General features: G+C 69.0%; 20 protein-coding genes. 12 read left to right on the forward strand and 8 right to left on the reverse strand.

The window, feature by feature from the left end:
* Nucleotides 1-41: 41 nt before the first annotated feature.
* The gene (locus AC1RRV_RS18180; protein ID WP_492861049.1) at nt 42-1,967 is read right to left on the reverse strand and encodes a hypothetical protein; all 1,926 of its coding nucleotides are present in this window, start codon (nt 1,965-1,967) and stop codon (nt 42-44) included.
* Between the two features lie 100 nt (nt 1,968-2,067).
* Nucleotides 2,068-3,807, reverse strand: coding sequence for a DUF6311 domain-containing protein (locus tag AC1RRV_RS18185; RefSeq protein WP_492861050.1), 1,740 nt, complete (start codon nt 3,805-3,807; stop codon nt 2,068-2,070).
* A 110-nt stretch (nt 3,808-3,917) separates the two neighbouring features.
* Between AC1RRV_RS18185 and AC1RRV_RS18190 the strand changes: the two genes are divergently transcribed.
* The 3 genes from AC1RRV_RS18190 to AC1RRV_RS18200 all read left to right on the forward strand — a co-directional run bounded on the left by AC1RRV_RS18190 (nt 3,918) and on the right by AC1RRV_RS18200 (nt 5,394).
* Nucleotides 3,918-4,151, forward strand: a complete 234-nt coding sequence (locus AC1RRV_RS18190; protein WP_492861051.1) for a hypothetical protein — start codon at nt 3,918-3,920, stop codon at nt 4,149-4,151.
* Nucleotides 4,152-4,396: 245 nt separating this feature from the next.
* Nucleotides 4,397-4,774, forward strand: a complete 378-nt coding sequence (locus AC1RRV_RS18195) for a bleomycin resistance protein (protein ID WP_492861052.1) — start codon at nt 4,397-4,399, stop codon at nt 4,772-4,774.
* Nucleotides 4,775-4,845: 71 nt separating this feature from the next.
* Nucleotides 4,846-5,394, forward strand: a complete 549-nt coding sequence (locus AC1RRV_RS18200; RefSeq protein WP_492861053.1) for a hypothetical protein — start codon at nt 4,846-4,848, stop codon at nt 5,392-5,394.
* A 4-nt stretch (nt 5,395-5,398) separates the two neighbouring features.
* On the opposite strand, the gene AC1RRV_RS18205 is transcribed toward AC1RRV_RS18200, so the two are convergent.
* Together AC1RRV_RS18205 and carB are read right to left on the reverse strand one after the other, a co-directional pair.
* Nucleotides 5,399-8,302, reverse strand: coding sequence for a hypothetical protein (locus tag AC1RRV_RS18205; RefSeq protein ID WP_492861054.1), 2,904 nt, complete (start codon nt 8,300-8,302; stop codon nt 5,399-5,401).
* Nucleotides 8,303-8,502: 200 nt separating this feature from the next.
* Nucleotides 8,503-11,796, reverse strand: coding sequence for a carbamoyl-phosphate synthase large subunit (gene carB, locus AC1RRV_RS18210; RefSeq protein ID WP_492861055.1), 3,294 nt, complete (start codon nt 11,794-11,796; stop codon nt 8,503-8,505).
* A 250-nt stretch (nt 11,797-12,046) separates the two neighbouring features.
* Here carB and AC1RRV_RS18215 point away from each other — a divergent pair, with 250 nt between their 5' ends.
* The 4 genes from AC1RRV_RS18215 to AC1RRV_RS18230 are packed head-to-tail and all read left to right on the forward strand — an operon-like array spanning nt 12,047 to nt 14,226.
* On the forward strand, nt 12,047-12,442 hold the full coding sequence (locus AC1RRV_RS18215) for an ArsR/SmtB family transcription factor (protein WP_492861056.1): 396 nt from the start codon (nt 12,047-12,049) through the stop codon (nt 12,440-12,442).
* A complete protein-coding gene (locus AC1RRV_RS18220) occupies nt 12,439-12,897 on the forward strand; it encodes an SRPBCC family protein (RefSeq protein WP_492861057.1) in 459 nt (152 codons plus the stop codon). The genes AC1RRV_RS18215 and AC1RRV_RS18220 overlap by 4 nt, the downstream gene beginning before the upstream one ends.
* Before the next feature lie 5 nt (nt 12,898-12,902).
* Nucleotides 12,903-13,565 carry a glutathione S-transferase family protein gene (locus tag AC1RRV_RS18225; RefSeq protein WP_492861058.1) on the forward strand — a complete coding sequence of 221 codons (663 nt, stop codon included), beginning with the start codon at nt 12,903-12,905 and terminating at the stop codon, nt 13,563-13,565.
* Nucleotides 13,566-13,575: 10 nt separating this feature from the next.
* Nucleotides 13,576-14,226 (forward strand): glutathione S-transferase family protein, encoded by a 651-nt coding sequence (locus AC1RRV_RS18230; RefSeq protein ID WP_492861059.1) that lies wholly within the window; start codon nt 13,576-13,578, stop codon nt 14,224-14,226.
* Nucleotides 14,227-14,314: 88 nt separating this feature from the next.
* Here AC1RRV_RS18230 and AC1RRV_RS18235 read toward each other — a convergent pair whose 3' ends face one another.
* Entirely contained in the window at nt 14,315-14,524 is a 210-nt protein-coding gene (locus AC1RRV_RS18235) for a cold-shock protein (protein ID WP_492861060.1), read from the reverse strand.
* A 281-nt stretch (nt 14,525-14,805) separates the two neighbouring features.
* Between AC1RRV_RS18235 and AC1RRV_RS18240 the strand changes: the two genes are divergently transcribed.
* Nucleotides 14,806-14,985 (forward strand): hypothetical protein, encoded by a 180-nt coding sequence (locus tag AC1RRV_RS18240; protein ID WP_492861061.1) that lies wholly within the window; start codon nt 14,806-14,808, stop codon nt 14,983-14,985.
* A 60-nt stretch (nt 14,986-15,045) separates the two neighbouring features.
* Entirely contained in the window at nt 15,046-15,210 is a 165-nt protein-coding gene (locus tag AC1RRV_RS18245) for a hypothetical protein (RefSeq protein WP_492861062.1), read from the forward strand.
* 6 nt (nt 15,211-15,216) lie between these two features.
* Here the strand turns inward: AC1RRV_RS18245 and AC1RRV_RS18250 are convergent, their stop codons facing one another.
* Together AC1RRV_RS18250 and pgsA are read right to left on the reverse strand one after the other, a co-directional pair.
* A complete protein-coding gene (locus AC1RRV_RS18250) occupies nt 15,217-16,998 on the reverse strand; it encodes an SLC13 family permease (RefSeq protein ID WP_492861063.1) in 1,782 nt (593 codons plus the stop codon).
* Between the two features lie 204 nt (nt 16,999-17,202).
* Nucleotides 17,203-17,820, reverse strand: a complete 618-nt coding sequence (gene pgsA, locus AC1RRV_RS18255) for a CDP-diacylglycerol--glycerol-3-phosphate 3-phosphatidyltransferase (RefSeq protein ID WP_492861064.1) — start codon at nt 17,818-17,820, stop codon at nt 17,203-17,205.
* A gap of 169 nt (nt 17,821-17,989) precedes the next feature.
* On the opposite strand from pgsA, the gene AC1RRV_RS18260 reads away from it, so the two are divergent.
* From AC1RRV_RS18260 to AC1RRV_RS18270, 3 genes are read left to right on the forward strand one after another with little or no spacing between them, the layout of a single operon-like run.
* The gene (locus AC1RRV_RS18260; RefSeq protein ID WP_492861065.1) at nt 17,990-19,660 is read left to right on the forward strand and encodes a sensor histidine kinase; all 1,671 of its coding nucleotides are present in this window, start codon (nt 17,990-17,992) and stop codon (nt 19,658-19,660) included.
* Nucleotides 19,660-20,556: a kinase gene (locus AC1RRV_RS18265; protein ID WP_492861066.1), complete on the forward strand. Its 897-nt coding sequence runs from the start codon at nt 19,660-19,662 to the stop codon at nt 20,554-20,556. The genes AC1RRV_RS18260 and AC1RRV_RS18265 overlap by 1 nt, the downstream gene beginning before the upstream one ends.
* 32 nt (nt 20,557-20,588) lie before the next feature.
* Nucleotides 20,589-21,032, forward strand: a complete 444-nt coding sequence (locus AC1RRV_RS18270; protein ID WP_492861067.1) for a hypothetical protein — start codon at nt 20,589-20,591, stop codon at nt 21,030-21,032.
* On the opposite strand, the gene AC1RRV_RS18275 is transcribed toward AC1RRV_RS18270, so the two are convergent.
* Nucleotides 20,962-22,005 carry a sensor histidine kinase gene (locus tag AC1RRV_RS18275; protein WP_492861068.1) on the reverse strand — a complete coding sequence of 348 codons (1,044 nt, stop codon included), beginning with the start codon at nt 22,003-22,005 and terminating at the stop codon, nt 20,962-20,964. The two genes, AC1RRV_RS18270 and AC1RRV_RS18275, sit on opposite strands and share 71 nt — an antisense overlap.
* Between the last annotated feature and the right edge of the window lie 29 nt (nt 22,006-22,034).

Here is a 22,034-nt window from a genome sequence, read left to right on the forward strand (position 1 = left end):
GCGGGCCACCCTCTCCCGCAAGGGGAGAGGGGCGCATCCCTCTACTTCGCCCCCGCCTCGACGATCCGCAGGGTCTCCAGGCCGGCGCCCAGCAGGCGCGTGTCGGGGCTGGCCATGATGTCCTTGGGACGCTGGGCGTCGGGGGTCTCGATCACCACCGTCAGGGTCGGGCCCTTCAGCTGGTCCGGAGTCAGCGGCAGGACGTAGTTGTGCGACACGGCCGTCTTCAGGCCGAACTCGAACTTTTCCGAAGCGCCGCCCGGGGTCGAGACGATCACCGTGCGCTTAGGCGACTCCGGCGGCAGGAAGGCGAAGGCGGCGAGTTCCAGCACCGGCGACTTCAGGTTCCGCTGCCAGTCGCTGACCGGGACCTCGACCACCGAGCGCTTGCCGTCCGCCCAGACGCCGCCCAGCTCGGGCACGGACCAGCCTTCGCGCAGGAAGGACACGCCCGAGCCGCCGTTCTTGAAGCGGTACGAGGGCGGCTCCAGGCAGGGACCGGAAATGACCACCACCAGGCCGATCGGCTTGCCCGAGCGGCAGCCGGGCTTGTCATAGGCGTCGCCGGCCAGGGTGACGATGAAGGGCGCGTCGCCGGCCCGGTCGGGGCGGCCGTCGGCCATCAGGCTCAGCACATTGGCGCCGTGGGCCGACTGCAGCATGGCGATCGTGCCCATATAGGTGGTGATCGGCGTCGGGGTCTCGGCGGAGTACATCACCTGGTCGCCGTGCAGGCCGCGGGTGACGCGAACCTGGCGGATGTCCTCCATGACGGCGTTGATCTGCGGCACGTCCATGACGCTGGGCCGCAGGAACAGGGCCAGCATGACCACCGTCTGGGCGGCCAGGGCCAGGCCGACGCCGACCGGCAGGCGGCGCTGGCCCAGGGCTTCCTCGGCCGGGGCGCCGCGCACACCCAGCACCGTCAGGCCCCACAGCGGAACCACGAAGGCCAGCAGCGAGAAGACGCCGAAGCTGTGCTTCATCACCGCGTAGTGCGATCCGTCGCCCAGAAATTTGAACACGGCGTACTGGGCCAGCATGGCCGCGCCGCAGGCCGCGCCCAGCGAGGCGAACATCAGCACCGACAGGTCGCCGTCCTCAGCGTCGGGGTCGTCGGCGGGCCGCAGCAGCTGCACCAGCAGCACCCAGGCCGACAGGGCGATCAGCAGGGCCGAGACGCCGGCCAGGGCGTCCATCGAGACGTCGGCGTGCAGGTTCAGGCTGCCGTTGTTGCCGGCGATGAAGCGCATCTTGGCGAAGAACGGGTTCAGGACGATGGCCGCCGGGATGGCGATCAGCCCGGCCAGGCCGACCGGCTCGAACTTGCGGGTGCGCAGCACCTCACGCAGCCAGGTGACGCCCAGCATGGCCATCAGCGCGCCGGCCAGCTGCAGGGTCGGCACCAGGTGGAAGCAGCCGCAGAAGGCGACGGCGGCGACGGCGAACAGCACGAAGACCTGGCGCGAGCGGCGCAGCAGGCTGACCGCGATGGTCAGGGCGATCAGGTTGACGCCCTCGCCGACGATCTGCGGGAAGAAGAAGTTGTCGATCAGCTCCCCGCCGAACGCGCCGCGCGTGACGTAGATGTTGATCAAGCTGAGCGCGAGGCCCAGGCCCAGGAAGGTCAGGGACACCCGCCGCGCCTGCTCGAACAGGCACGCCCAGGCCACCGCCGCCGACAGCACGCCGGCCATCAGCAGGGCGTTCAGGTGCTGCCAGCCCAGGGTGGCGAACAGGCCCGCGAACCGGTGGCTGAGCTTGGGGTAGTAGGCCATCTCGGCCATCCACTCGTGGCCCTGCAGCGGGATGATGAAGGCATGGCGGACCACCTCCATGACCTGCAGGTGGTAGGAGCTGTCGACCGACAGCGACAGCATGCGGTTGGCCGACAGCACCCCCGCCAGCACCAGGCACCACAGCGCCACGCCGGCGCTCCAGATCCACGTCTTCTTGTTCCCGAACATCTGGTCTTCAGTCCCCGAATGCGATTCCGTCGCGCCCCCGCGCGGGGACGATTACTAGCAGCAAAGTTCGGGACCGAAATCCCTCTCGGAGCGAGGGATCCTACTCCCCCGCCACCTCGCCCGGCTTCAAGGCGCGCAGGCCCTTCAGTCCCTGGAGGTCGCGCCCGCAGGCGACGCCTCGGCCAAACCAGTAGCAGTCCGAGCGCTGGGCGATCGGTTGCAGGAAGCCGCCGCGCGGCAGCTCGTTGCGCATGACCACGACGATGCGGCGGTCGCCCGGCGCGGCGTCGGCCAGGACCTCGGGCCGGACCACGTCGCAGGCCGGGTCGTTGTTGCGCGCCGTGGCGAAGGTGTTGGTCGTGCCGCCGTTGCGGACGATGGCCAGGTTCATCTGCTTGATCGCCCGGATGTCACGCTGCGAGGGGCTGCAGAAATAGGCCGGGGCGAACACCCAGGGACGCCCCGCCGTCGCCGGGCTGTCGGTCAGGGCCGTGGGATAGGCCGGCCAGTCGGGCTCGGCGAACACCTGGCGCACGCCGGTGCGCAAGGGGCTGGTTTCGACCGCCTGCAAGGCCAGGGCGGCGACCAGGACGCCGAGGGCGACGCGGCGCGGCAGGCGGCTCGCCCAGGTCACGGCCAGGGCCAGCAGCAGATAGCCGACCGCCCAGAAGAACCGGCCGTGGGCCCGGAAGCCGCCAATGGTCTCGGCCAGGTCGCCGCTCGGCTTGGGCAGGTCGTAGAGGTGGGTCTTGAACGCATAGGCGCTCCAGCCGACCGCCCAGAGGAAGAGGCCGATCATGGCCAGGACCAGGGGCGACCAGCGGGTCCAGAAGCCGGCCGAGATCCCGCGCCGGCGGACGGCGCCGACGGCCTCGCCGACCGTCATGGCCAGGACCAGCGCCAGGGCCCCCGCGCCCAGATAGTTGAAGCCTTCGAAGGCCTGGCCGCCGGTGGCGTCGACCACGCCCTTGAACCACTCGCCAGTCCAGGCCTGGCCGGCCAGCAGCGAGGCCTGGGGCCAGAACGGGCCGACCAGGTTCATCGAATAGAAGCCCAGCGCCGCCGCCCCGCCGGTCGCGCCCAGGCCGTCGTCATAGTCCAGCAGCTTCATGCCGACCCACACCGCCCAGCCGGCCAGGCCGGCGGCGATGGCGGCGGTCCAGATGGCCTGGGGCCGGCGCTGCAGCACCTCCGACAGGCCGGCGGCGCCCAGGCACGCGGCGATCGGGACCAGGTGATAGGCGTGGATCCCGGTGGCCAGCAGGGCCAGGCCGGCGAAGCCCAGGGCCCGCTTCCAGCTCAGCCCCTCGCGGGCCGAGCGCACCGACAGGGTCAGGGCCAGCAAGAGGATCCAGTGGCCCGACAGGGCGATGTGGCCGAACTGGCGCTCGATCCAGGCCGGGAAGACCAGGGCCAGCAGACCGCCCAACAGCAGCACCCAACGGTCCTGCACGCCCAGCGCCCGCAACAGGGCGATCATGCTCCAGACCTGCAGCGGATAGGACAGGAACAGGAACAGCCCCATCGGGTTGAACCAGTGCGCCAGGCCGGTGGCCTTCAGGGCGATGGCCAGCCACGGGATGCTGTCGGTGAAGACGATCGAGACCGGCTTGTCGTGCAACCCCTCGACCGTGGTCAGGGGCCAGCCCCAGGGCTGCCTGGCGAAGGCCTCCCAGGCGGCGGTCATGGCGGCCATGTCGCCCTTGGGCAGGGTCCAGAACGCCGCGCTGTTCAGCGCGATGTCGAAGCCGAACATGAAGCCGCACAGCAGGACCGGAATCGCCGTCGCCGCCACGGCGAACAGGACCTGTTCCCGGTCCAAGGCCTTCAAAACGCGCATACGCCCCCCGAACATCGCGGCAGCCTGCATAACACCGAAGCTTCGCGCCGCGCATCCCCGGGAAGAGCTTGGCCATTGCGCCATGCCGGGATGCGCCCACATCCTTTGGCATGACCGAGCTCCAGGCCAACCTCGTGCTGATCGCGCTTGCGGTGCTGCTGATCCCGCTGGGGGTCTGGGCCATCATGGCCAGCAAGCGCTCCCGCCGCGCCCTGGCGCCGCTGGCCGGCATGATCGCGCTGCTGGGCTTCTTCCTGACCGCCGATCCCCCGCCGCCGCCCCCGGCCGAGAGCGCGGCGCCACGGCCTGATGATGAGGATGAGAGCGGGGAACCGAAGGATTGAGGGGTCGGTTACCGCTCGCGTTCCAAGAACACCCGCCTCCCTAGGCCTCGTGCCTAGGGCCCAGGGTTCAGCGTCGCTGAAGCCGAACCAGCGCCCGCCCACGCCGACGAAGCCACCGATCAACGCCGAGCCTGGCCGCGCCATGGGTCCTCGCCACAAGGGCGAGGAAGGCAGGGGTATTTGCTGCACATAGACCTCCGGGCTCAGCGCGCTACGCTGCCGCCTCCAAAGGAGCCCCCTCCCCCATGGCCAACTTCATCCAGGTGACCCCGTTCATCCAGGTGCGCGACCTCGAGGCGGCGGTGGCGTTCTTCGTCGACCTGCTGGGGTTCGAGGTGCTCTACCGCAATCCCGGCTACGCCTATGTCCAACGCGAGACGGTCGGGTTCCGGCTGATGTGGGCGCAGGAAGCGACCGTGAAGCCCAAGGGCGTCGGCGGGTTCGCCTACTACATCGACGTCCGCGACGTGGACGCCATCGTCGCCGAGCTGACGCCGCGCCTCGCGGCCCTGCCGCCGGAGGATGTCCACGGCCCGGTCGACCAGGCCTATGGCCAGCGCGAGTTCATGATCCGCGCCCCGGACGGCCAGGTGCTGGTGTTCGGCCAGGCCATGGGCCAGTAACGCAGCGATAAATTAAACTTGTAATTTCCATTCATGTCGCCAAACCTCCCCGTCATAGGATGGAGAACGCCATGGCGGTGCGGGACTATGGAACACGCAAGACGCGGCGGCTGTGGACGGGGCTGATCATCTCGGTGATCGCCGTGGTCGGGACCCTGGCGGCCTTCCTGTTCACCGGCTTCGACCTGGCCCGGTTCGAGCGCGCCAACGCCCTGATGCCCTCGCCTTCCGGCCTCCAGTACGCGCGCTACAAGCCCTTGGCCCAGGCCGAGTGGCGGATCGTCCGGGCCAATCTGGAGACCCGGCTGAAACAGACCAACCCGCTAGAGCTGGGCGCGGTGTGGTCGACCCGCACCGGCCAGATCTGCGGCCTGGTCAACGGCCGGGGCAGCTTCGGCGGCCTGACCGCCATGGCCCGCTTCTACACGGTCGACCAGCATCCGGTGTTCCATCAGGACGCCGACCACATCGCCTTCCAGAAGGCCTGGTTCGAGTGCCGCCGCGACCAGTATGTGATGCTGCACGCCGGCACGGAGGAGCCAGGGTTCTGCGGCACGGAACTGGGCAAGCGGCGATGCTTCAACGTCAGGAACGGCGTGCCGGAGGGCAGGCCGGACTAGGCGCCTAGTCGAAGGAGACGGTCTGCGCCGGCTGATCCTTCGGTCGGTAGGTCAGGGTCAGCACCAGGCCGCCGGGACTGTCGGCCGTTCGCCCCGTCAAGTCGGTCAAGGTTCGCAGGAAGGCGACGGTGCGCGGCGTGATCTTGGACGAGAAGAGCGACATGCCGTCCCGGAACACGTGCAACCAGGCCTTGCAGTCGTTCACCAGGTCTTCCTGACGGTTCAGGTAGTCCCGCTCGCTCCAGCCGGGACCGCCCCCGACCGACGGCCTAGCCTCGTAGATCGCGCCCATCCCGTCGATCAGACGCGGAATGCGCCGCAGCGCGTAGCCCTGGCCGACGAAATACGCATAGTCCCGCTGCTGCTCCAGCGGAAAGACATCGGGCAGCGGATAGTCCCTGGGCATGCCGTCCTTCTGCGCGGCGTAGGTGTTGTAGATCTTCGCCCAGTAGTTCAGGACCACGTCCTGAGGCCTCACCGGCGGCGGCAGCGGCGGATCCTTGAACTTGCCGAACGCGAGGCGCAGGCCGGCGTCGAAATCGTCACGGTCGATCGCCTTCCGGCGCGAGGCCGCCGCCAGCGCGACGCCGATGACCTCGGCCTTGTCGATATCCGGCAGGATGCGTTCGTCGGGCTTCTGAGGGTCGGGGGCCACCCGGCTCGTCAACCGCAGCAGCTTGCCGATCGCCTGGTCCTTGACCCGCAGAGCGGCGGCGATCTCGCCTCGGATCTTGCCGCCGCCAGGGCTCCAGCGATCGAAGGCGCCCCGGATCCCGTCGAGCGCCGCCGGCGAGACCAGTTTGGCGTCATCCAGCTCCTTGATGAAGGTCGCGACGTCCTTCCAGCTCATCGTGTTGTCGCTGAACGCGGCGCCCGCGCCGACTTCCAGCGGCGACACGCCGTCGCTGGCGCCGCCCTGGGCCGCCGCCAGGACCAGTTGATAGGAGTCGACGAACGAGACCTCCCGCGTGCTGAACAACGACAGGCGCTTGGCCAGGTTGGCCTTGGTGTCGACGTGGACCTGCCCCAGGCCGTCGACCAGCACCTCCGCGTCGATCTCGACCTTGGTCGTCGCCTCGAACGAGATGTTGAGGAAGACGATCTCCAGGCCTTCGCTGCTCTTGAGGCTGGAGAACCGCTTCACCGAGGAATTGGCGGCGTCCAGCTTGAAGAACGGCGCGGTCTCCCTGCCCTCCACCAACCGTTCCAGATGCGCCAGCTCGCCCCGCGTCAGCGCCGCGAACACCTTGCGCGCGGGATCGTCGACCCCGACGAACTCGCCGGCCACCTCGACCACGTGTCCGCTGGTGCGGGTCTCCTCGCGATAGAGGCGCGCCGTCACCTTGGCCTTGGCCGCGTCCTGGGCGGCCTTGAGGATCTTCTGGAACACCGCGTCGTAGCGGCTCAGCAGATCGCGCACGCCCTTCAGCGCGTCGTCGAGACTGGCCACCGCGCCGTTGATCGTGGCGCCGGCCTTCTGGAGGAGCGTCTTCAGGGCCGCGCCCTGGGCGCCGAACAGCGCCGTGACCTTGTCCTTCAAGTCCTTCTCGACATCGCCGATCAGGTCCGTGACCAGGGCCTTCAGCTTGTCGGTCGGCAACTGGCCGGCCAGCAGCGGAACCGCCGCCGTCAGATGCGCCGCCACGCGGTCAACGGCCGCGCCCGCCTGGCCTTCGGCGAGCACCGAGCCACGGTCGATGGCGTCGGTGACCTTCCCGGCCAGCCACTCGAGGATCTTGGCGTCGCTGACGGTGGATAGGCCCAACGCGCCCTTCATGTCGGCGATGGCCGCGGCCCGCAGGCCCGGATCCTGGATCAGCGCCGTGAGCCGCGGCGTCAGCCATTCGGCGGCCCTGGCGCGCAGCAGGGTCCCCGGGCTGAGATAGGGCTTGATGGTCGCGAGCGCGTCGTCCCACTTCTTCACCGCCCGCTCGACGGCCTTGGCCACGGGCTGGGTCAGGCTGGAGACATCGACCCCCACGGTCAGCGCATCGGCGAACTTGGTCTCCCCGACCTTTTCGCGAGACAGTCTGGCGGTCAGGCCGTCGCCCGTCTTGCGCAGCGCCAGTTCGTACTGGCTCTTCAGACTGGCCGAGACGTCGATCGTGAAGCTGGCGTCGACCTTGATCCCCCGCGCCAGCACCTGGGCGTCGGCGAACGCGACCTTGAGGCTGGCGTTGGCCGCGCCGCCGAACACGCAGCGGACGCCGTCCAGGTCCGATCGCGCGAAGGCGTTCCAGACCGAGTCCAGGCTGAAAGGGTCGGCCAGGTCGCCCAGGCGTCGCGCCACGGCCAGGGCGAACAGCTCGTCCGGCTTGGCGGCGAAATAGTAGTCGAGGTCCAGCGTCGCCGTGGCGCTACCACCCAACTCGACATAGGGCGCGGAGGCCTTCGCCCCGGCGCGCGCGCCGCCATGGGCCGAGAGCTTCAGGCGGCGCGACGGCGGGGTCTCGCCGGGCCAGGCTCCCCCCGCGTCCAGCGCGATCCCGATGTCACCGCCCAGGTCGAGGCTGTAGCGGTCGGTCTTGACGACGGGGTCATTGGACGTCGCCAGCTTCCAGCCGACCTTGGCTTGCTGCGCGCCGATTTCGAAGCTGTCCAGGCGGCTGAGCAAGGCGCGGACTTCGGGCGGAACCTTGTTGGCCCCATCCGCGACCCGGGCCAGCAGGCGCCGAAGGTCGGCCAACTCGCCGGCCAGACCCAGAGCGTTGAAGGCGGCGCTGATCTCGTCGCTGTTCGCGCCGTCGAGGATCGCGTTCAGGAGCGCCTCGGCCGACGCATAGTCTTCGAGCGCCTCGGCCAACTCGCGCCAGTGGGCGACCATCGATCCCAGCGCCTTCAGCAGCGCGATGTCGTCATCCAGCTTCAGCGCCTTGGCGGCCGTCAGCAGCAGCGTCGTGTCGGACATGGCTTCCCCCCGTCGCATCGACGTCCGAGGGCGCGACGGGCCCTGCGAGAACGGCGTTACGCGACTGGAACGACCCTAGGGCGCCGATTAACCACGAGCAACCATGAGCTGCGTCGAAATGAGTTTTCCGTCCAGGTTGGATTCAAAAAGCCCCCGCCTTTCGGCGAGGGCTTCTCGAACTCGGGACGGGCTGGCGCGGGCTAGGCGTAGCTTTGCAGCGGGCGCACGTCCAAGGCCTCTTCCGGCGCGCCCGCGATGGCTTGGGCGGCGGCCAGCGCGCCGGCGCTGGTGGTGTAGTAGGGCACCTTCATCATCAGGGCCGTGCGGCGGATCTCGAAGCTGTCTTCCAGCGCCTGCTTGCCCTCGGTGGTGTTGAACACCAGCTGGACGCCGCCGTTCTTCATCACGTCGACGATGTGCGGACGGCCTTCCAGGACCTTCTTCACATACTCGACCTTGAGGCCCTGGGTGGCCAGATAGGCCTGGGTGCCCTCGGTGCACAGCACGGTGAAGCCCGAGGCCTGCAGCAGGCGCACCGGCTCGACGATCCAGGGCTTGTCGCTTTCCTTGACCGAGACGAAGGCCGTGCCCGAGCGAGGCAGCTTCACGCCGCCGCCCAGCTGGCTCTTGGCGAAGGCGCGGGCGAAGGCCGGGCCCATGTCGGCCTCGCCTTCGCGCTGCCAGTCCAGGCCCATGACCTCGCCGGTCGAGCGCATTTCCGGGCCCAGCACCGTGTCGACGCCGGCGAAGCGGGCGAACGGGAAGACGGCTTCCTTCACGGCGATGTGGTCGTAGGGCTTGTCGACCAGGCCGAAGCTGGCCAGCGTCTCGCCGGCCATGATCTTGGCGGCGATGGCGGCGACCGGCTGGCCGATGGTCTTGGCCACGAAGGGCACGGTGCGCGAGGCGCGCGGGTTCACTTCCAGCACATAGATGCGCGGGTTGGCCGAGTGCGGCTCCTCGATGGCGAACTGCACGTTCATCAGGCCACGGACGTTCAGGGCCAGGGCCATCTGCACCGTCTGGCGCTTCAGCTCGGCGATGGTGTCGGCCTTCAGCGAGAAGGGCGGCATCGAGCAGGCGCTGTCGCCCGAGTGGACGCCGGCTTCCTCGATGTGCTCCAGCACGCCGGCCACGAACACGTCCTTGCCGTCGCACAGGGCGTCGACGTCGACTTCCGTGGCGCGGCTCAGATAGTGGTCCAGCAGGATCGGGTGCTCGAACGAGATCTCGCCGGTGTTGGCGATGTAGCGTTCCAGATGCTCGTGATCGCGGATGATCTCCATCCCCCGCCCGCCCAGCACGTAGGACGGACGCATCACGAACGGGAAGCCGATCTCTTCGCCGGCCGCCCGGGCCTCGTCCCAGGTGCGGGCGATGGCGTTCTCGGGCTGGGCGATGTTCAGGCCGTTCAGCAGCTGCTGGAAGCGCTCGCGGTCCTCGGCCAGGTCGATGGCGTCAGGGCTGGTGCCCAGGATCGGGATCCCGGCCTCTTCCAGCGCGTGGGCCAGCTTCAGCGGTGTCTGGCCGCCGAACTGGACGATGACGCCGGCCAGCACACCATTGCGCATTTCAACGTGGAGCAGCTCCAGCACGTCCTCGGCCGTCAGCGGCTCGAAGTACAGGCGATCGGAGGTGTCGTAGTCGGTCGAGACGGTCTCGGGGTTGCAGTTGACCATGATCGACTCGATACCGATGGCGTCGAGCGCGAAGGCCGCGTGGCAACAGCAATAGTCGAACTCGATGCCCTGGCCGATCCGGTTGGGACCACCGCCCAGGATGACCGCCTTCTTGCGGTTCGTCGGCTCGCTCTCGCACTCGGGGATCTGGCCCAGGGCGCCGGACTCGTAGGTCGAGTACATGTAGGGCGTGCTGGCCAGGAACTCGCCGGCGCAGCTGTCGATGCGCTTGAACACCGGGCGGACATGCAGCTCCTGGCGCAGGGCGCGCACGGCGCCTTCGTTGGAGCCGGTCAGCTTGGCCAGGCGGGCGTCGGAGAAGCCTTGCGCCTTCAGGGCGCGGAAGCCCTGGGCGTCCTTGGGCAGGCCGCCGGCGCGGACCCAGCCTTCCTGGCGGACCAGCTCGGCGATCTGGCGCAGGAACCAGGGCTCATAGGAACAGGCGGCGTTGACCTCTTCCACGGTCAGGCCGTGGCGGAACGCCTGGGCGATGACGCGCAGGCGGTCGGGGGTCGGGGTGCCCAGGGCGCGGATCACCGCGGCCTTGCCGGTGTCGGGATCGTCGGCGCCGTGGATCTCGACCTCGTCGAAGCCCGACAGGCCGGTTTCGAGACCGCGCAGGGCCTTCTGGACGCTTTCCTTGAAGGTGCGGCCGATCGCCATGACCTCGCCGACCGACTTCATCGCCGTGGTCAGCAGGGGCTCCGAACCCGGATACTTCTCGAAGGCGAAGCGCGGGATCTTGGTGACGACGTAGTCGATCGAGGGCTCGAACGAGGCCGGGGTCGCGCCGCCGGTGATGTCGTTCTTCAGTTCGTCCAGGGTGTAGCCGACGGCCAGGCGCGCGGCGACCTTGGCGATCGGGAAGCCGGTGGCCTTCGACGCGAGCGCCGAAGAGCGCGACACGCGCGGGTTCATCTCGATGACGACCATGCGGCCGTCGGCCGGGTTCAGGGCGAACTGGACGTTCGAGCCGCCGGTCTCGACGCCGATCTCGCGCAGCACGGCGATCGAGGCCGCGCGCATCCACTGGTATTCCTTGTCCGTCAGGGTCAGGGCCGGGGCGACGGTGATGGAGTCGCCGGTGTGGACGCCCATCGGGTCGATGTTCTCGATCGAGCAGACGATGATGCAGTTGTCCGCCGTGTCGCGGACCACTTCCATCTCGTATTCCTTCCAGCCCAGGACGCTCTCTTCGATGAGCACTTCCGTGGTCGGCGAGAGGTCCAGGCCGCGTTCGACGATCTCCTCGAATTCCTCGAGGTTATAGGCGATGCCGCCGCCGGTGCCGGCCAGGGTGAAGGACGGACGGATGATCGCCGGCAGGCCGACGAACGCCAGGCCTTCGCGGGCCTCGTCCATGTTGTGGGCGGCCTTGGACTTGGGGCTTTCGAGGCCCAGCTTGTCCATGGCGTCGCGGAACTTCTGGCGGTCCTCGGCCTTGTCGATGACCTCGGCCTTGGCGCCGATCATCTCGACATTGAACTTGGCGAGCGTGCCATCGGCTTCGAGCGCGAGCGCGGTGTTCAGAGCCGTCTGGCCGCCCATGGTCGGCAGCAGCGCGTCGGGGCGCTCCTTCTCGATGATCTTGGCGACCATCTCCGGGGTGATCGGTTCGATATAGGTCGCGTCCGCCACGTCCGGATCGGTCATGATCGTGGCCGGGTTCGAATTGACCAGGATGATCCGGTAGCCCTCGGCGCGCAGGGCCTTACAGGCCTGAACACCCGAATAGTCGAACTCGCAGGCCTGACCGATGACGATCGGGCCGGCGCCGATGATCAGGATCGAGGAAAGGTCTGTTCTCTTGGGCATGGCTAACTCGCGCGAAGACACGGTCGCGCACATCCGCGCGCCCGCTGTCGACCATCTTGCTGGTTAAGCCGCCCGTTTAGAGACGGAGTCGGGTCGGCGCAACCCCGCATCTTATACAGAGGTTAACGGGGCTTTTGGCGAACGAAGGTATCCCTCCCCTTCTCCCAGAGAGAGGGATTTTTCGCGCCCGGTTGACAACCGCCGCCCCCTTCATTTAACAATCACGTTAATTAACACGAACGTTAAACACATGACCGACCACCTCTCCGCCACCTTCGCCGCCCTGGCCGATCCGACCCGCCGCGCGATCCTGGCCCGGCTGGCCAGCGGCGAGGCCACGGTCAACGAGCTGGCCGAGCCGTTCGAGATCAGCCTCCCGGCCGTGTCCCGCCACCTGAAGGTGCTGGAAGGCGCGGGCCTGATCAGCCGTACGCGCGAGGCGCAGGCGCGGCCCTGTCGGCTGGAGACCGAAACCCTGCGCCAGGCGTTCTCCTGGATCGATCACTATCGCCGGTTCTGGGACGCCAGCTTCGACCGCCTGGCCGACTACCTGGCCGAGCTGCAGGCCGAGGCGACCTCCCCCCCGGCGGCCGACACCCAGGCGGCCGACACCCAGATCAAAAAGCCCAAGGACCCCGAGGCATGACCGACATCATGGTGATCCAGGACGACGAGCTCCTGATCGAACGCATCTTCGCCGCCCCGCGCGAGCTGGTGTTCCGCGTCTGGACCGATCCCAAGCATCTGACCAAGTGGTGGGGTCCCCGCGACCACGAGACCATCGACTTCCAGCAGGACTTCCGCGTCGGCGGACGCTACCGCGCCGGCATCCGCGCCCCCGACGGCCGCGAAAGCTGGAAGTCGGGCGTCTACGAAGAGATCGTCCCGAACGAGCGCATCGTCATGACCTTCAAATGGGAGGACGACGCCTGGGACGTGGACAACGTGATCACCGTCACCTTCCTGTCCATGGCCAGCGGCCGAACGCTGCTGCGCTTCCACCAGGCCCCGTTCAAATCCATCGAGGCCCGCGACTCCCACATCGGCGGCTGGTCCGGCCTGTTCGAGAAGATGGGCGCCTATCTGGAGACCGTGCAATGAACGCCATGACCGCTTCCCCCGCCACCGTATCGGCCTTCGCCTGGGTGCCCGACTTCGCCCGCGGCCACGTCCGCGACCTGCGGGTCCGCTGGGCCCTGGAAGAGGCCGGCCTGCCCTATGGCGTCCAGAAGCTGGCCGTCGGCGGCGACGCCGCCTACCGCGACCAGCAGCCCTTCGGCCAGGTGCCGGCCTATCGCGACGGCGAGGTCGAGATGTTCGAGAGCGGCGCGATCGTGCTGCACATCGCCGAGCAGTCCGAGGCCCTGATGCCCCGCGACCCGATCGGCCGGGCCCGGGTCCAGACCTGGATGTTCTGCGCGCTGAACACGATGGAGATCCCGATCGGCAACCTGGCCGACATCGATATCTTCAACGCCGGCGCCGCGTGGACCAAGGAGCGCCGCCCGGCCGTGGAGGCCTCGGTCCGCAAGCGCGTGGCCGAGCTGGCCCTGCGCCTGGGCGACAACGCCTATCTGGACGGCGACGGCTTCACCGCCGGCGATCTCCTGATGACCGATGTGCTGCGCAACGTCCCCGCCGCCCTGCTGGCCGAACAGCCCAAGCTGGCGGCCTATGTCGAGCGCTGCATGGCGCGGCCCGCCTTCCAGAAGGCCCTGGCCGCCCAGATGGCCGATTTCACCGGCGCCCCGCCGCCCGGCTGGAACTGAGGGAACCGCGATGAGCGAACTGACCATCTGGACCTTGGAGTGGGTTCCCGACGGCCCGCGTGGCTTCGTGCGCGATCTGCGGCTGCGATGGGCGTGCGAGGAGGCGGGGCTGGACTATGTCGTCCGCACGGTCCCCTTCGACGATCGCGCCACCAACCATCTCGACCGTCAGCCGTTCGGTCAGGTGCCGTACCTGGACGACGGGAACGTGAAGATCTTCGAGAGCGGGGCCGGGCTGCTGCATCTGGCCAGGAAGAGCGACAGGCTGATGCCGTCCGATCCGGTTCAGCAGGCCGAAACGCTGGAATGGACGATCGCGGCGCTCAACTCGATCGAGATGGTCAGCGTGCCGTGGTGGTTCCTGAGCCTCAGCGGCGACGAGAACAACCCGCTCACCGGCTGGCTGACCCAGCGCCTCGATCACCTGGAGAGGATCTTCGGTGAGCGGCAATGGCTCGTGGCCGATCGCTTCACCGTCGCGGACCTGCTGATGGCGGACGTCCTGCGAGTTTCGAAGGTCCGCGCCTTCGGGGATCGGCCGGCGACCGAGGCCTACGTGACCCGTGTCACGGATCGCCCCGCCTTCCGGAAGGCCCAGGCCGACCAGATCGCCCTGTTCGAGGCGGCCGACGCGAGGAGAGCGGAAAAGGCGCCGGCCTGAGGGCGAAAAAACCTAACCCCCAAACGAAAATAGGCCAGCGCGAGCGCTGGCCTATTCATGTCGAACCTGGTGGTCCGCTGCGGGTCGATTAGACCGCTTGCAGCTGGCCGGCCGAGGTCTTGCCGCTGCGGCGGTCTTGTTCCAGCTCGAACGAGACCTTTTGGCCTTCGTTCAGCGAACCGAGACCCGCACGCTCAACGGCCGAGATGTGCACGAACACGTCCGCGCCGCCGTTGTCAGGCTGGATGAAGCCGAAGCCCTTGGTGGAATTGAACCACTTCACGGTGCCGGTAGCCATCGTTGATACTCCTTGTAGTCATGGTGTTCGCCCTCTGGGAACGTCCCAGTCGACGATCAAATTTCGTTGGAAGTTCGGGGGGCGCGTCCGGCGCTCCACTACGGGAGCAAGGAATAGCAGGCCGAGCGGCAGCGAATTCGATAGCTCATATATCGCGAATTCATTTCGGAAATCAAGAAAATTGACTCGCGCTCCCCGCGACCTTTTTCGGACCCCCGGCAGCGCTTCGCGCGTTGCCTATCCGGGCGAACTTCCAGCCCGCGCGCTATCCGGAGTTCGGCATGACCCTGCTTGAGACGATCCCCACGCTCAGCGACACCGAACTGAAGCGCCTTCTATCGAACGCCCGCCGGCTGGACGTGACCGGCACGCCCGCCGAGCGCAGGCAGGTCGCCGAGGTGATCACGCCGCTGGAGCGCGAGGCCTCGCGTCGCCGCGCCCTTAACGCGCCGCGCCGATAGGACTTGCGGGAGCCATAATTGCAATTCATTCTCAGAAACATCATCGCGAGGGAGACGACGATGGTTCTGCGGATGACAGGCGCCAGTTGGCTGGCCACGATCATGCGGTCCGAGCGCGACGCCGAGGCGCGGCCGCCGGTGGACCCGGACTGGCTGCTGGACGGCCCACCCGATCCCGAAATGGCCGAGGCGCTGGAACGCCTGGCCGCCAACGACGCGCGCTAGGGTCGCTCACCCTCCAAACGGCCAGACCCAGGCGATCAGCCAGGGCGCGACCAGCAGGATCAGCGCGCTGAGCGGCGCGCCCAGGCGGGCGTAGTCGCCGAACCGATAGCCGCCCGGTCCCAGCACCAGGGTGTTGCACTGGTGGCCGACCGGCGTCAGGAAATCGCAGCCCGCCCCCACCGCCACGGCCATCAGGAACGGATCGGGCGACAGCCCCAGCCTCTGGGCCAGCCCCATGCCGATGGGGGCCGCGATCAGCACCGTGGCGGCGTTGTTCAGGAACGGCGTGGCGGCCATGGCCACGGCCATCATCGCCGTCAGGGTGGCGATCGGCGGCAGACCCTGGAACGCCCCCGACAACCAACCGGCGATCAGGTCGGCGCCGCCGGTCTTCTGCACCGTGTCGCTGACCGGGATCAGGGCCGCGACCAGCACCAGCACCGGGGCCTCCAGGGCCGCATAGGCCTCGCGCATCCGCAGGGCGCCGCTGGCCACGACCAGCACCGCGGCGCCGAAGAAGCCGGCCGCCACCGGGACCACGCCGGTCGCCACCAGCCCCATGGCCGCGACCAGGATCACCACCGGCAGCACCGCGTGGCGGACCCCGCCCAGGCGCACCTCCCGCTCGGCCAGGGGCAGCAGGCCCAGGGCTTGCAGCGCGCCCGGCAGCGACTGCTCGGCGCCTTGCAGCACCAGGATGTCGCCGGCCCTCAGGCGGATGGTGGCCAGGCGCCCCGCCATCCGGTGGCCACTGCGCGAGACCCCCAGCAGGTTGACCCCGTGGGTGTGGCTCAGCGTAACGCTGCGGGCCGACTGGCCGATCAGGTCGCTCTCGCCGCCGATCACCGCCTCGACCACGCGGACCTCCTCGGTCGGCTCGTTCATGACGACGGGCCGGTCGGCGTCGCGCAGCCGCAGCTTGGCCGCGACGATCAGCTGGTTCAGCTCCTGCTGCTCGCCCTCCAGCAGGAGCACGTCGCCGGGCTGGATCTTGAGGTTGGCGTGCGGCGTTTCGATCCGTTCGCGATCGCGGAGGATGGCGACTACCGCCACGGCGCCGTGGGCGACCTTCTTCAGGTCGGCGACCCGCCCGCCTGGGAAGCCCCAGCCCTCGGGGACCTCGACCTCGGTGACATAGGCCGAGGCCGCCAGGGCCGCGTCGACGTCGACCGTCGCCTGGCGCGACTTGGGCAGCAGGCGATAGGCGAAGGCCAGATAGGTCACGGCCAGCAGGGTCAGGACGCCGCCGACCGGCAGGAAGTCGAACATCTTGAACGGATGACCCAGGGCCTCCTGGCGCACCTCCGAGACGATGATGTTGGGCGAGGTGCCGACCAGCACGGCCAGGCCGCCCACCAGCGAGCCGAACGCCATCGGCATCAGCAGGCGTCCCGGCGAGACGCCGGTGCGGCGGGCGATCTGCAGAGCGCTGGGCATCATCAGGGCGAGGGCCCCGACGTTCTTGGTGGCCATCGACAGGACGGCCGTGGTCGCGGCCAGGACGGGTACCTGGGTGCGCTCGTCCTTCAGCTTGGGCAGCAGCGGCGCCATGACCAGGTCGACGATGCCAGAGCGCGCGACGGCGGCGCTGAGCACCAGGGCGCTGGCGATGATGATGACGATGTCGTTGGAGAAACCGTCGAAGGCGTCCTTCACCGGGATCAGACCCATGGCCATGCCGACCGCCAGGGCGGCGAGCGCGATCAGGTCGTAGCGCCACCGCCCCCAGATGAAGGCGACGATGGTCGCGCCGATCAGGCCGAAGGCCAGGCCCTGTTGCAATGTCACGTGATGCAGTCCCCGAAGCTGTGTCCGGGGGAACGGGGCGAAGGCGGGAAAGGTTCAGCCCGAGCTGCAATCCTCCCCCCCAGCGGGGGAGGTGTCGGCTCGAAGAGACGACGGAGGGGGAAGGGGCAAGCGCTCAAGCACTTCCCCCTCCGGTCGCTTCGCGACCACCTCCCCCGCTGGGGGAGGATTTGCGGTGTTCGCGCCCTAGGTCAGCGCTTTCCGCGCCGCTTCCCAGTACTGCGCCCCGGTGATCAGGGTCACCGCCGTGGCGATCCACAGCAGCGCGTGGGCCACGATCGTGAAGCCGCCCATCACGCTGGGCTCGGGCGAGAGATTGAACGCGCCCCACGAGGCCAGGATCAGCTCGGCGCCGATGGCCACCAGCTGCAGGGTGGTCTTCCACTTGGCCAGCAGGGTGACCGGCAGCTTGATGCCCTTGCCCGCGCCCACTTCGCGCAAGGCGCTGACGGCGAACTCCCGGAACAGGATCAGGCCCGCCGGCAGCACGACCATGGCGTTGGGGCCCAGGGCCATCAGGCCCAGCAGGGCGCCGCAGACCAGGATCTTGTCGCCGATCGGGTCGAGGATCGCCCCCCAGACGCTGACCGCGTCCAGCTTGCGGGCCAGCCAGCCATCGAAGAAATCGGTCACCGAGGCGACGACGAAGGCGTAGAACGCCCAGCGCTCCAGCCGCAGCTGGCTCTCGGCCGTCAGGGTGTCGCTCAGATACGGCACGGCGCCGGCCGCGGCCGCCAGGGCGACGAACATGAACAGCGCCATCACGAGGCGCGAGCCGGTCAGGATGTTGGGCAGGTTCTTCATGGTCGTCTCATAACGCACAAACCGCGCGAAGGGCTACGGCGCCGCTCGGGCATACCGTTCCGCTTGTTAACTGAAACCGCCGATTTTTGAGACGCCGGACGCGATTCGCTTCGCTATAGAAGTTCAGAGGGCGACCTGGCGCTCTCGTCGCAGCGAGCATGCGGGCGGTATGGCGCGACAGGATCGGGGAGACTTCGGCGTCAGGCGCCGCGTCAGCTCGGTGCGCGGCCGGCTCGTCCTCCTCACGGTCAGCCTGCTGGTGCCCGCCCTGCTGTCGATGGGCTTCCTGCTGGCCGGGGCCGATCGCGAGTCGCGCGGCCAGCTCTACCAGCAGCTCGTCACCACCGCCCGGGCCCTGAACGGCGCCGTCGACCGCCAGGCGGCCGTGGGCGTGTCGGTGGTCGAAACCCTGGCCACGGACCAGGCCCTGATCAATGGCGACTGGGCAGGCTTCCACGCCCGCGCCGGCCGCGCCATGGAGCGCCGCGCCGGCTGGATCGTCGTCGCCGACGCCAACGGCCAGCAGGTGGTCAACACCCTGCGGCGCCACGGCGAGCCCCTGCCCCGCATCAAGCGCACCCGCGAGGAGGCCACCGCCTTCTCGGCCGGCCGCAGCAAGGTCTCGGACCTGCTGGCGGGCCCCGTGGCCGGCAAGCCGGTGATCACCGTCGGCACCCCGATCACCGTGAAGGGCAAGTTCTACGTCCTGTCCTATGTGGTCGACGCCGCCTCGTTCACCTCGGTGTTCCGCCAGCAGCGCGTGCCCGACCGCTGGGTCGCCACCCTGCTGGACAACCACCGCCGGGTCATCGCCCGCTCGCGCTTCAACGAGAAGTTCACCGGCGCCCTGGCCTCCAAGGACATGGAGGAGAACCTCCGCCACTCCACCGAGGGCGTGAACAAGAGCAAGTCCCTGGAAGGCGTGCCGACCATGGTCGCCTACACCCGCTCGCCGCAGACGGGCTGGACCCTGGTGGTGGCGATCCCGCGCGACGACCTGGCCAGCACGGTCAACCGCTCGGTCGTGGTCGGGGCCGGCGTCTTCCTGCTGCTGCTGGTCCTCGGCATCGCCCTGTCTTTCGTCTATTCCCGCCGGATCAACGCCGAGATGCGCCGCCTGGTGCTGGACGCCGAGGCCATCGGCCGGGGCGAAACCCTGAAGCCGGCCGACCCTCACAGCCTGGAAGAGATCGCCGCCGTCCACGCCGCCCTGCGCGCCGCCTCCGGCGAGCTGATGGCCCGCGAGGAACGCCAGGGGGTGATGATCAACGAGCTGAACCACCGAGTGAAGAACACCTTGGCCACGGTCCAGGCCTTGGCGCGCCAGACCTTCGCCACGGTGAAGGGCGCGCCGCTGGCCGTGTTCACCGACCGCCTGATCGCCCTGTCCGCCGCCCACGACCTGCTGACCCGCACCGGCTGGCGCGAGGCCGACCTTGGCCAATTGGTCGAGACCAGCCTGGCCGCCTATGTCGAGCGCGTCGATCGCGAAGGTCCCGAGGTCGCCCTGCCGCCGCACACGGCCGTGGGCCTGTCGATGGTGTTCCACGAACTGGCCACCAACAGCGCCAAGTACGGCGCCCTGTCCGCCCCGGGCGGCCGGGTCTCGGTGTCCTGGCGGCGCGACCCGGTGACCGACAACCTGGTCTTCACCTGGCGCGACACCGGCGGGCCGCCGGTGGTCGCGCCCAAGAAGCTCGGCTTCGGCACCCGCCTGATCGAAAGCTCGATCCGCCGCGAGCAGAAGGGCCAGGCCAGTTTCGTGTTCCACCCCGACGGCGTGGTGTTCGAGGCCAGCCTGCCCCTGCCCGAGCAGGTCCGCTGGAGCAACGCCTTCTGATGCGCGGCGAGGGCGATCTCGTCGCCGACTTCGTGCGGGACGAACGCCTGCCGCCGGCCTTCGCCGACCTCGCCGCCCGCCTGCACCGCCCCCTGGCCCGCCGCATCGCCGGCTGGTCGCTGGACCGCGAGACGCCGCTGGTGGTGGGGATCTGCGGACCGCAGGGCTCGGGCAAGTCGACCCTGACCACCCTGGTCGCCTGGCTGCTGGAGGCGCGCGGCCTGCGCGTGGCGACGCTGTCGATCGACGACCTTTACCTGCCGCGCGCCGAGCGCCTGGCCCTGGCGGCGAAGGTCCACCCGCTGCTGGCCACCCGGGGCGTTCCGGGCACCCACGACCCGGCCCTGGGCCTGACGGTGCTGGACAGCCTGGCGCGGGCGGAGACCACGGCCCTGCCCCGCTTCGACAAGGCCGCCGACGACCGCGCGCCGGAGGCGGACTGGCCGGTGTTCGACGGGCCCGCCGATGTGGTGCTGCTGGAGGGCTGGTGCGTGGGCGCCCGGCCCCAGCCGGACGCGGCCCTGACCACCCCGGTCAACACCCTGGAGCGCGACGAGGACCCGGACGGCGCCTGGCGCGGCTACGCCAACACCGCCCTCGCCGGCCCCTATGCCGAACTCTTCGCCCGCCTCGACCGACTGCTTCTGCTGACCGCCCCGAGCTTCGGCATTATCCGCGCCTGGCGCGGCGAGCAGGAGGCGCGGCTGCGCGAACGGCTGGCCGCCCACGGCCGCGACCCGGCCCTGGCCATGGACGATCCCGCCCTCGACCGCTTCGTCGCCCACTACCAGCGCCTGACGGCGTGGATCGCGGAGGACCTGCCGGCGGTGGCGGATGTGGTGGTGCGGCTGGACGCCCAGCGGCGGCCGGCGGAGAGCCTGGCGGCGGGCGCCTAGCCACGGCCGAGCTCACTCGCTATCTGCGTCCCATGACCGCCGCCTACACGAACGCCGAAATCGCCGCCCTGGCCGAGCGCCTGCTGGACCGCAGCCTGCCCAAGGACCAGTGGACCCACGCCGCCCACCTGACCGCCACCCTGCGCCTGGTGCGTACGCGCGACGCCGGACTGGAGCGTGACCTGCCGGGGATCATCCGCGCCTACAACGTCTCCGTCGGCGGGGTGAACGACGACAAGAGCGGCTATCACGAGACCATCACCCAGGCCTATCTGGCCGCCATCCGCGCCTTCGCGGCGGCCCTGCCCGAAGGCGTCAGCGACGCGGACGCCGCCGCCCGCCTGCTGGCCACGCCGATGGGCGACAAGGAATGGCCCCTGACCCATTGGTCGCGGGAGCGCCTCTTTACCCCGGAAGCGCGGCTGGGCTGGGTCGAGCCCGATCTGCGGGCGCTGGAGCATCCGCCGGGGTCGTAAGGCCGGGCTCATCGCTGATCAGCACCCCCGTGCCCGGCTTCATGTCGACGACCTTCACATCGGCCTTCAACTGGGACGCCAAGGCGCGGACGATGCTGGTCCCCAGGCCCAGGGTTTCGGTCCCCTCCGCCGGCATGCCGACGCCGTCATCGACCACCGACAGCACCCAGCCCTCGTCCGTGGAGCGATAGGCGACCTTGATCGTCCCCGCCTGCTCCCTGGGGAAGGCGTGCTTGAGCGCATTGATCACCAGTTCGGTGACCATCAGGCCCAGACTCACCGATCTGTCGGAGTCGGTGGAACTGTTGTCGGCCTTGACGGTGATCGTCAGCTGGTCGGGATCGCGGATCATCGAGGCGCCGATGCTGTCGCAGAGCTGGGTCAGATACTCCCCGATCCGCACCTCGGCCTCGCCGGTCGGCGCCAGGTGCCGCTGAATGGCGGCGACCGACATCACGCGGTTGTGGGCGTTCTGCAGGTGATCCCGGGTTTCGGCGGACTGCACCTTCCGGGCGCTCTGCAGCAGGACGCTGGCGATGATCTGCAGGCTGTTGGCCACGCGATGCTGCAATTCCTGCAACAGGATGGCCTTTTCGCGCACCAGGTCGTCCTTGACCTTCTCGGCCAGGCGCTGGTCGGTGACGTCGGCCACCGCCAGGATCAGCAGCTGGCGCGCCGGCGAGCCGAACAGCAGGCTTTCGGCGCTGAGCACCAGGCGCCGCCGCGCGCGCCCCTCGCCCTCCAGGTCCATTTCGTAAGCGGAGATCTTCGCCCTGCCCGAGGCGGTGGCTTTGAGCAGCGACTTCAGCTGGGGCACGTTCCACTCACCCGCCCCTAGGGCGGTGATCATCTGGCCCGCGACACTGGCTGGCTCAAGGTCGAAGGCGCGGCAGAACGAGGCGCTCGCGGCGATCACCATCAGATCGGTATTCAGAAGCAAAATCGGCTCGATGGACGAGCCGATAATCGCCATGGCCAAATGATTTTCAGCATCGTCGTCAG

The sequence above is a fragment of the Caulobacter sp. GW821-FHT11E10 genome, from assembly GCF_058808375.1.

What these genes read in the sequence shown, in the direction of transcription:
- AC1RRV_RS18180 (WP_492861049.1), bottom strand. Translation starts at nt 1,967, where the DNA reads ATGTTCGGGAACAAGAAGACGTGGATCTGGAGCGCCGGCGTGGCGCTG.
- AC1RRV_RS18185 (WP_492861050.1), bottom strand. Translation starts at nt 3,807, where the DNA reads ATGCGCGTTTTGAAGGCCTTGGACCGGGAACAGGTCCTGTTCGCCGTG.
- AC1RRV_RS18190 (WP_492861051.1), top strand. Translation starts at nt 3,918, where the DNA reads ATGACCGAGCTCCAGGCCAACCTCGTGCTGATCGCGCTTGCGGTGCTG.
- AC1RRV_RS18195 (WP_492861052.1), top strand. Translation starts at nt 4,397, where the DNA reads ATGGCCAACTTCATCCAGGTGACCCCGTTCATCCAGGTGCGCGACCTC.
- AC1RRV_RS18200 (WP_492861053.1), top strand. Translation starts at nt 4,846, where the DNA reads ATGGCGGTGCGGGACTATGGAACACGCAAGACGCGGCGGCTGTGGACG.
- AC1RRV_RS18205 (WP_492861054.1), bottom strand. Translation starts at nt 8,302, where the DNA reads ATGTCCGACACGACGCTGCTGCTGACGGCCGCCAAGGCGCTGAAGCTG.
- carB (WP_492861055.1), bottom strand. Translation starts at nt 11,796, where the DNA reads ATGCCCAAGAGAACAGACCTTTCCTCGATCCTGATCATCGGCGCCGGC.
- AC1RRV_RS18215 (WP_492861056.1), top strand. Translation starts at nt 12,047, where the DNA reads ATGACCGACCACCTCTCCGCCACCTTCGCCGCCCTGGCCGATCCGACC.
- AC1RRV_RS18220 (WP_492861057.1), top strand. Translation starts at nt 12,439, where the DNA reads ATGACCGACATCATGGTGATCCAGGACGACGAGCTCCTGATCGAACGC.
- AC1RRV_RS18225 (WP_492861058.1), top strand. Translation starts at nt 12,903, where the DNA reads ATGACCGCTTCCCCCGCCACCGTATCGGCCTTCGCCTGGGTGCCCGAC.
- AC1RRV_RS18230 (WP_492861059.1), top strand. Translation starts at nt 13,576, where the DNA reads ATGAGCGAACTGACCATCTGGACCTTGGAGTGGGTTCCCGACGGCCCG.
- AC1RRV_RS18235 (WP_492861060.1), bottom strand. Translation starts at nt 14,524, where the DNA reads ATGGCTACCGGCACCGTGAAGTGGTTCAATTCCACCAAGGGCTTCGGC.
- AC1RRV_RS18240 (WP_492861061.1), top strand. Translation starts at nt 14,806, where the DNA reads ATGACCCTGCTTGAGACGATCCCCACGCTCAGCGACACCGAACTGAAG.
- AC1RRV_RS18245 (WP_492861062.1), top strand. Translation starts at nt 15,046, where the DNA reads ATGGTTCTGCGGATGACAGGCGCCAGTTGGCTGGCCACGATCATGCGG.
- pgsA (WP_492861064.1), bottom strand. Translation starts at nt 17,820, where the DNA reads ATGAAGAACCTGCCCAACATCCTGACCGGCTCGCGCCTCGTGATGGCG.
- AC1RRV_RS18260 (WP_492861065.1), top strand. Translation starts at nt 17,990, where the DNA reads ATGGCGCGACAGGATCGGGGAGACTTCGGCGTCAGGCGCCGCGTCAGC.
- AC1RRV_RS18265 (WP_492861066.1), top strand. Translation starts at nt 19,660, where the DNA reads ATGCGCGGCGAGGGCGATCTCGTCGCCGACTTCGTGCGGGACGAACGC.
- AC1RRV_RS18270 (WP_492861067.1), top strand. Translation starts at nt 20,589, where the DNA reads ATGACCGCCGCCTACACGAACGCCGAAATCGCCGCCCTGGCCGAGCGC.
- AC1RRV_RS18275 (WP_492861068.1), bottom strand. Translation starts at nt 22,005, where the DNA reads ATGGCGATTATCGGCTCGTCCATCGAGCCGATTTTGCTTCTGAATACC.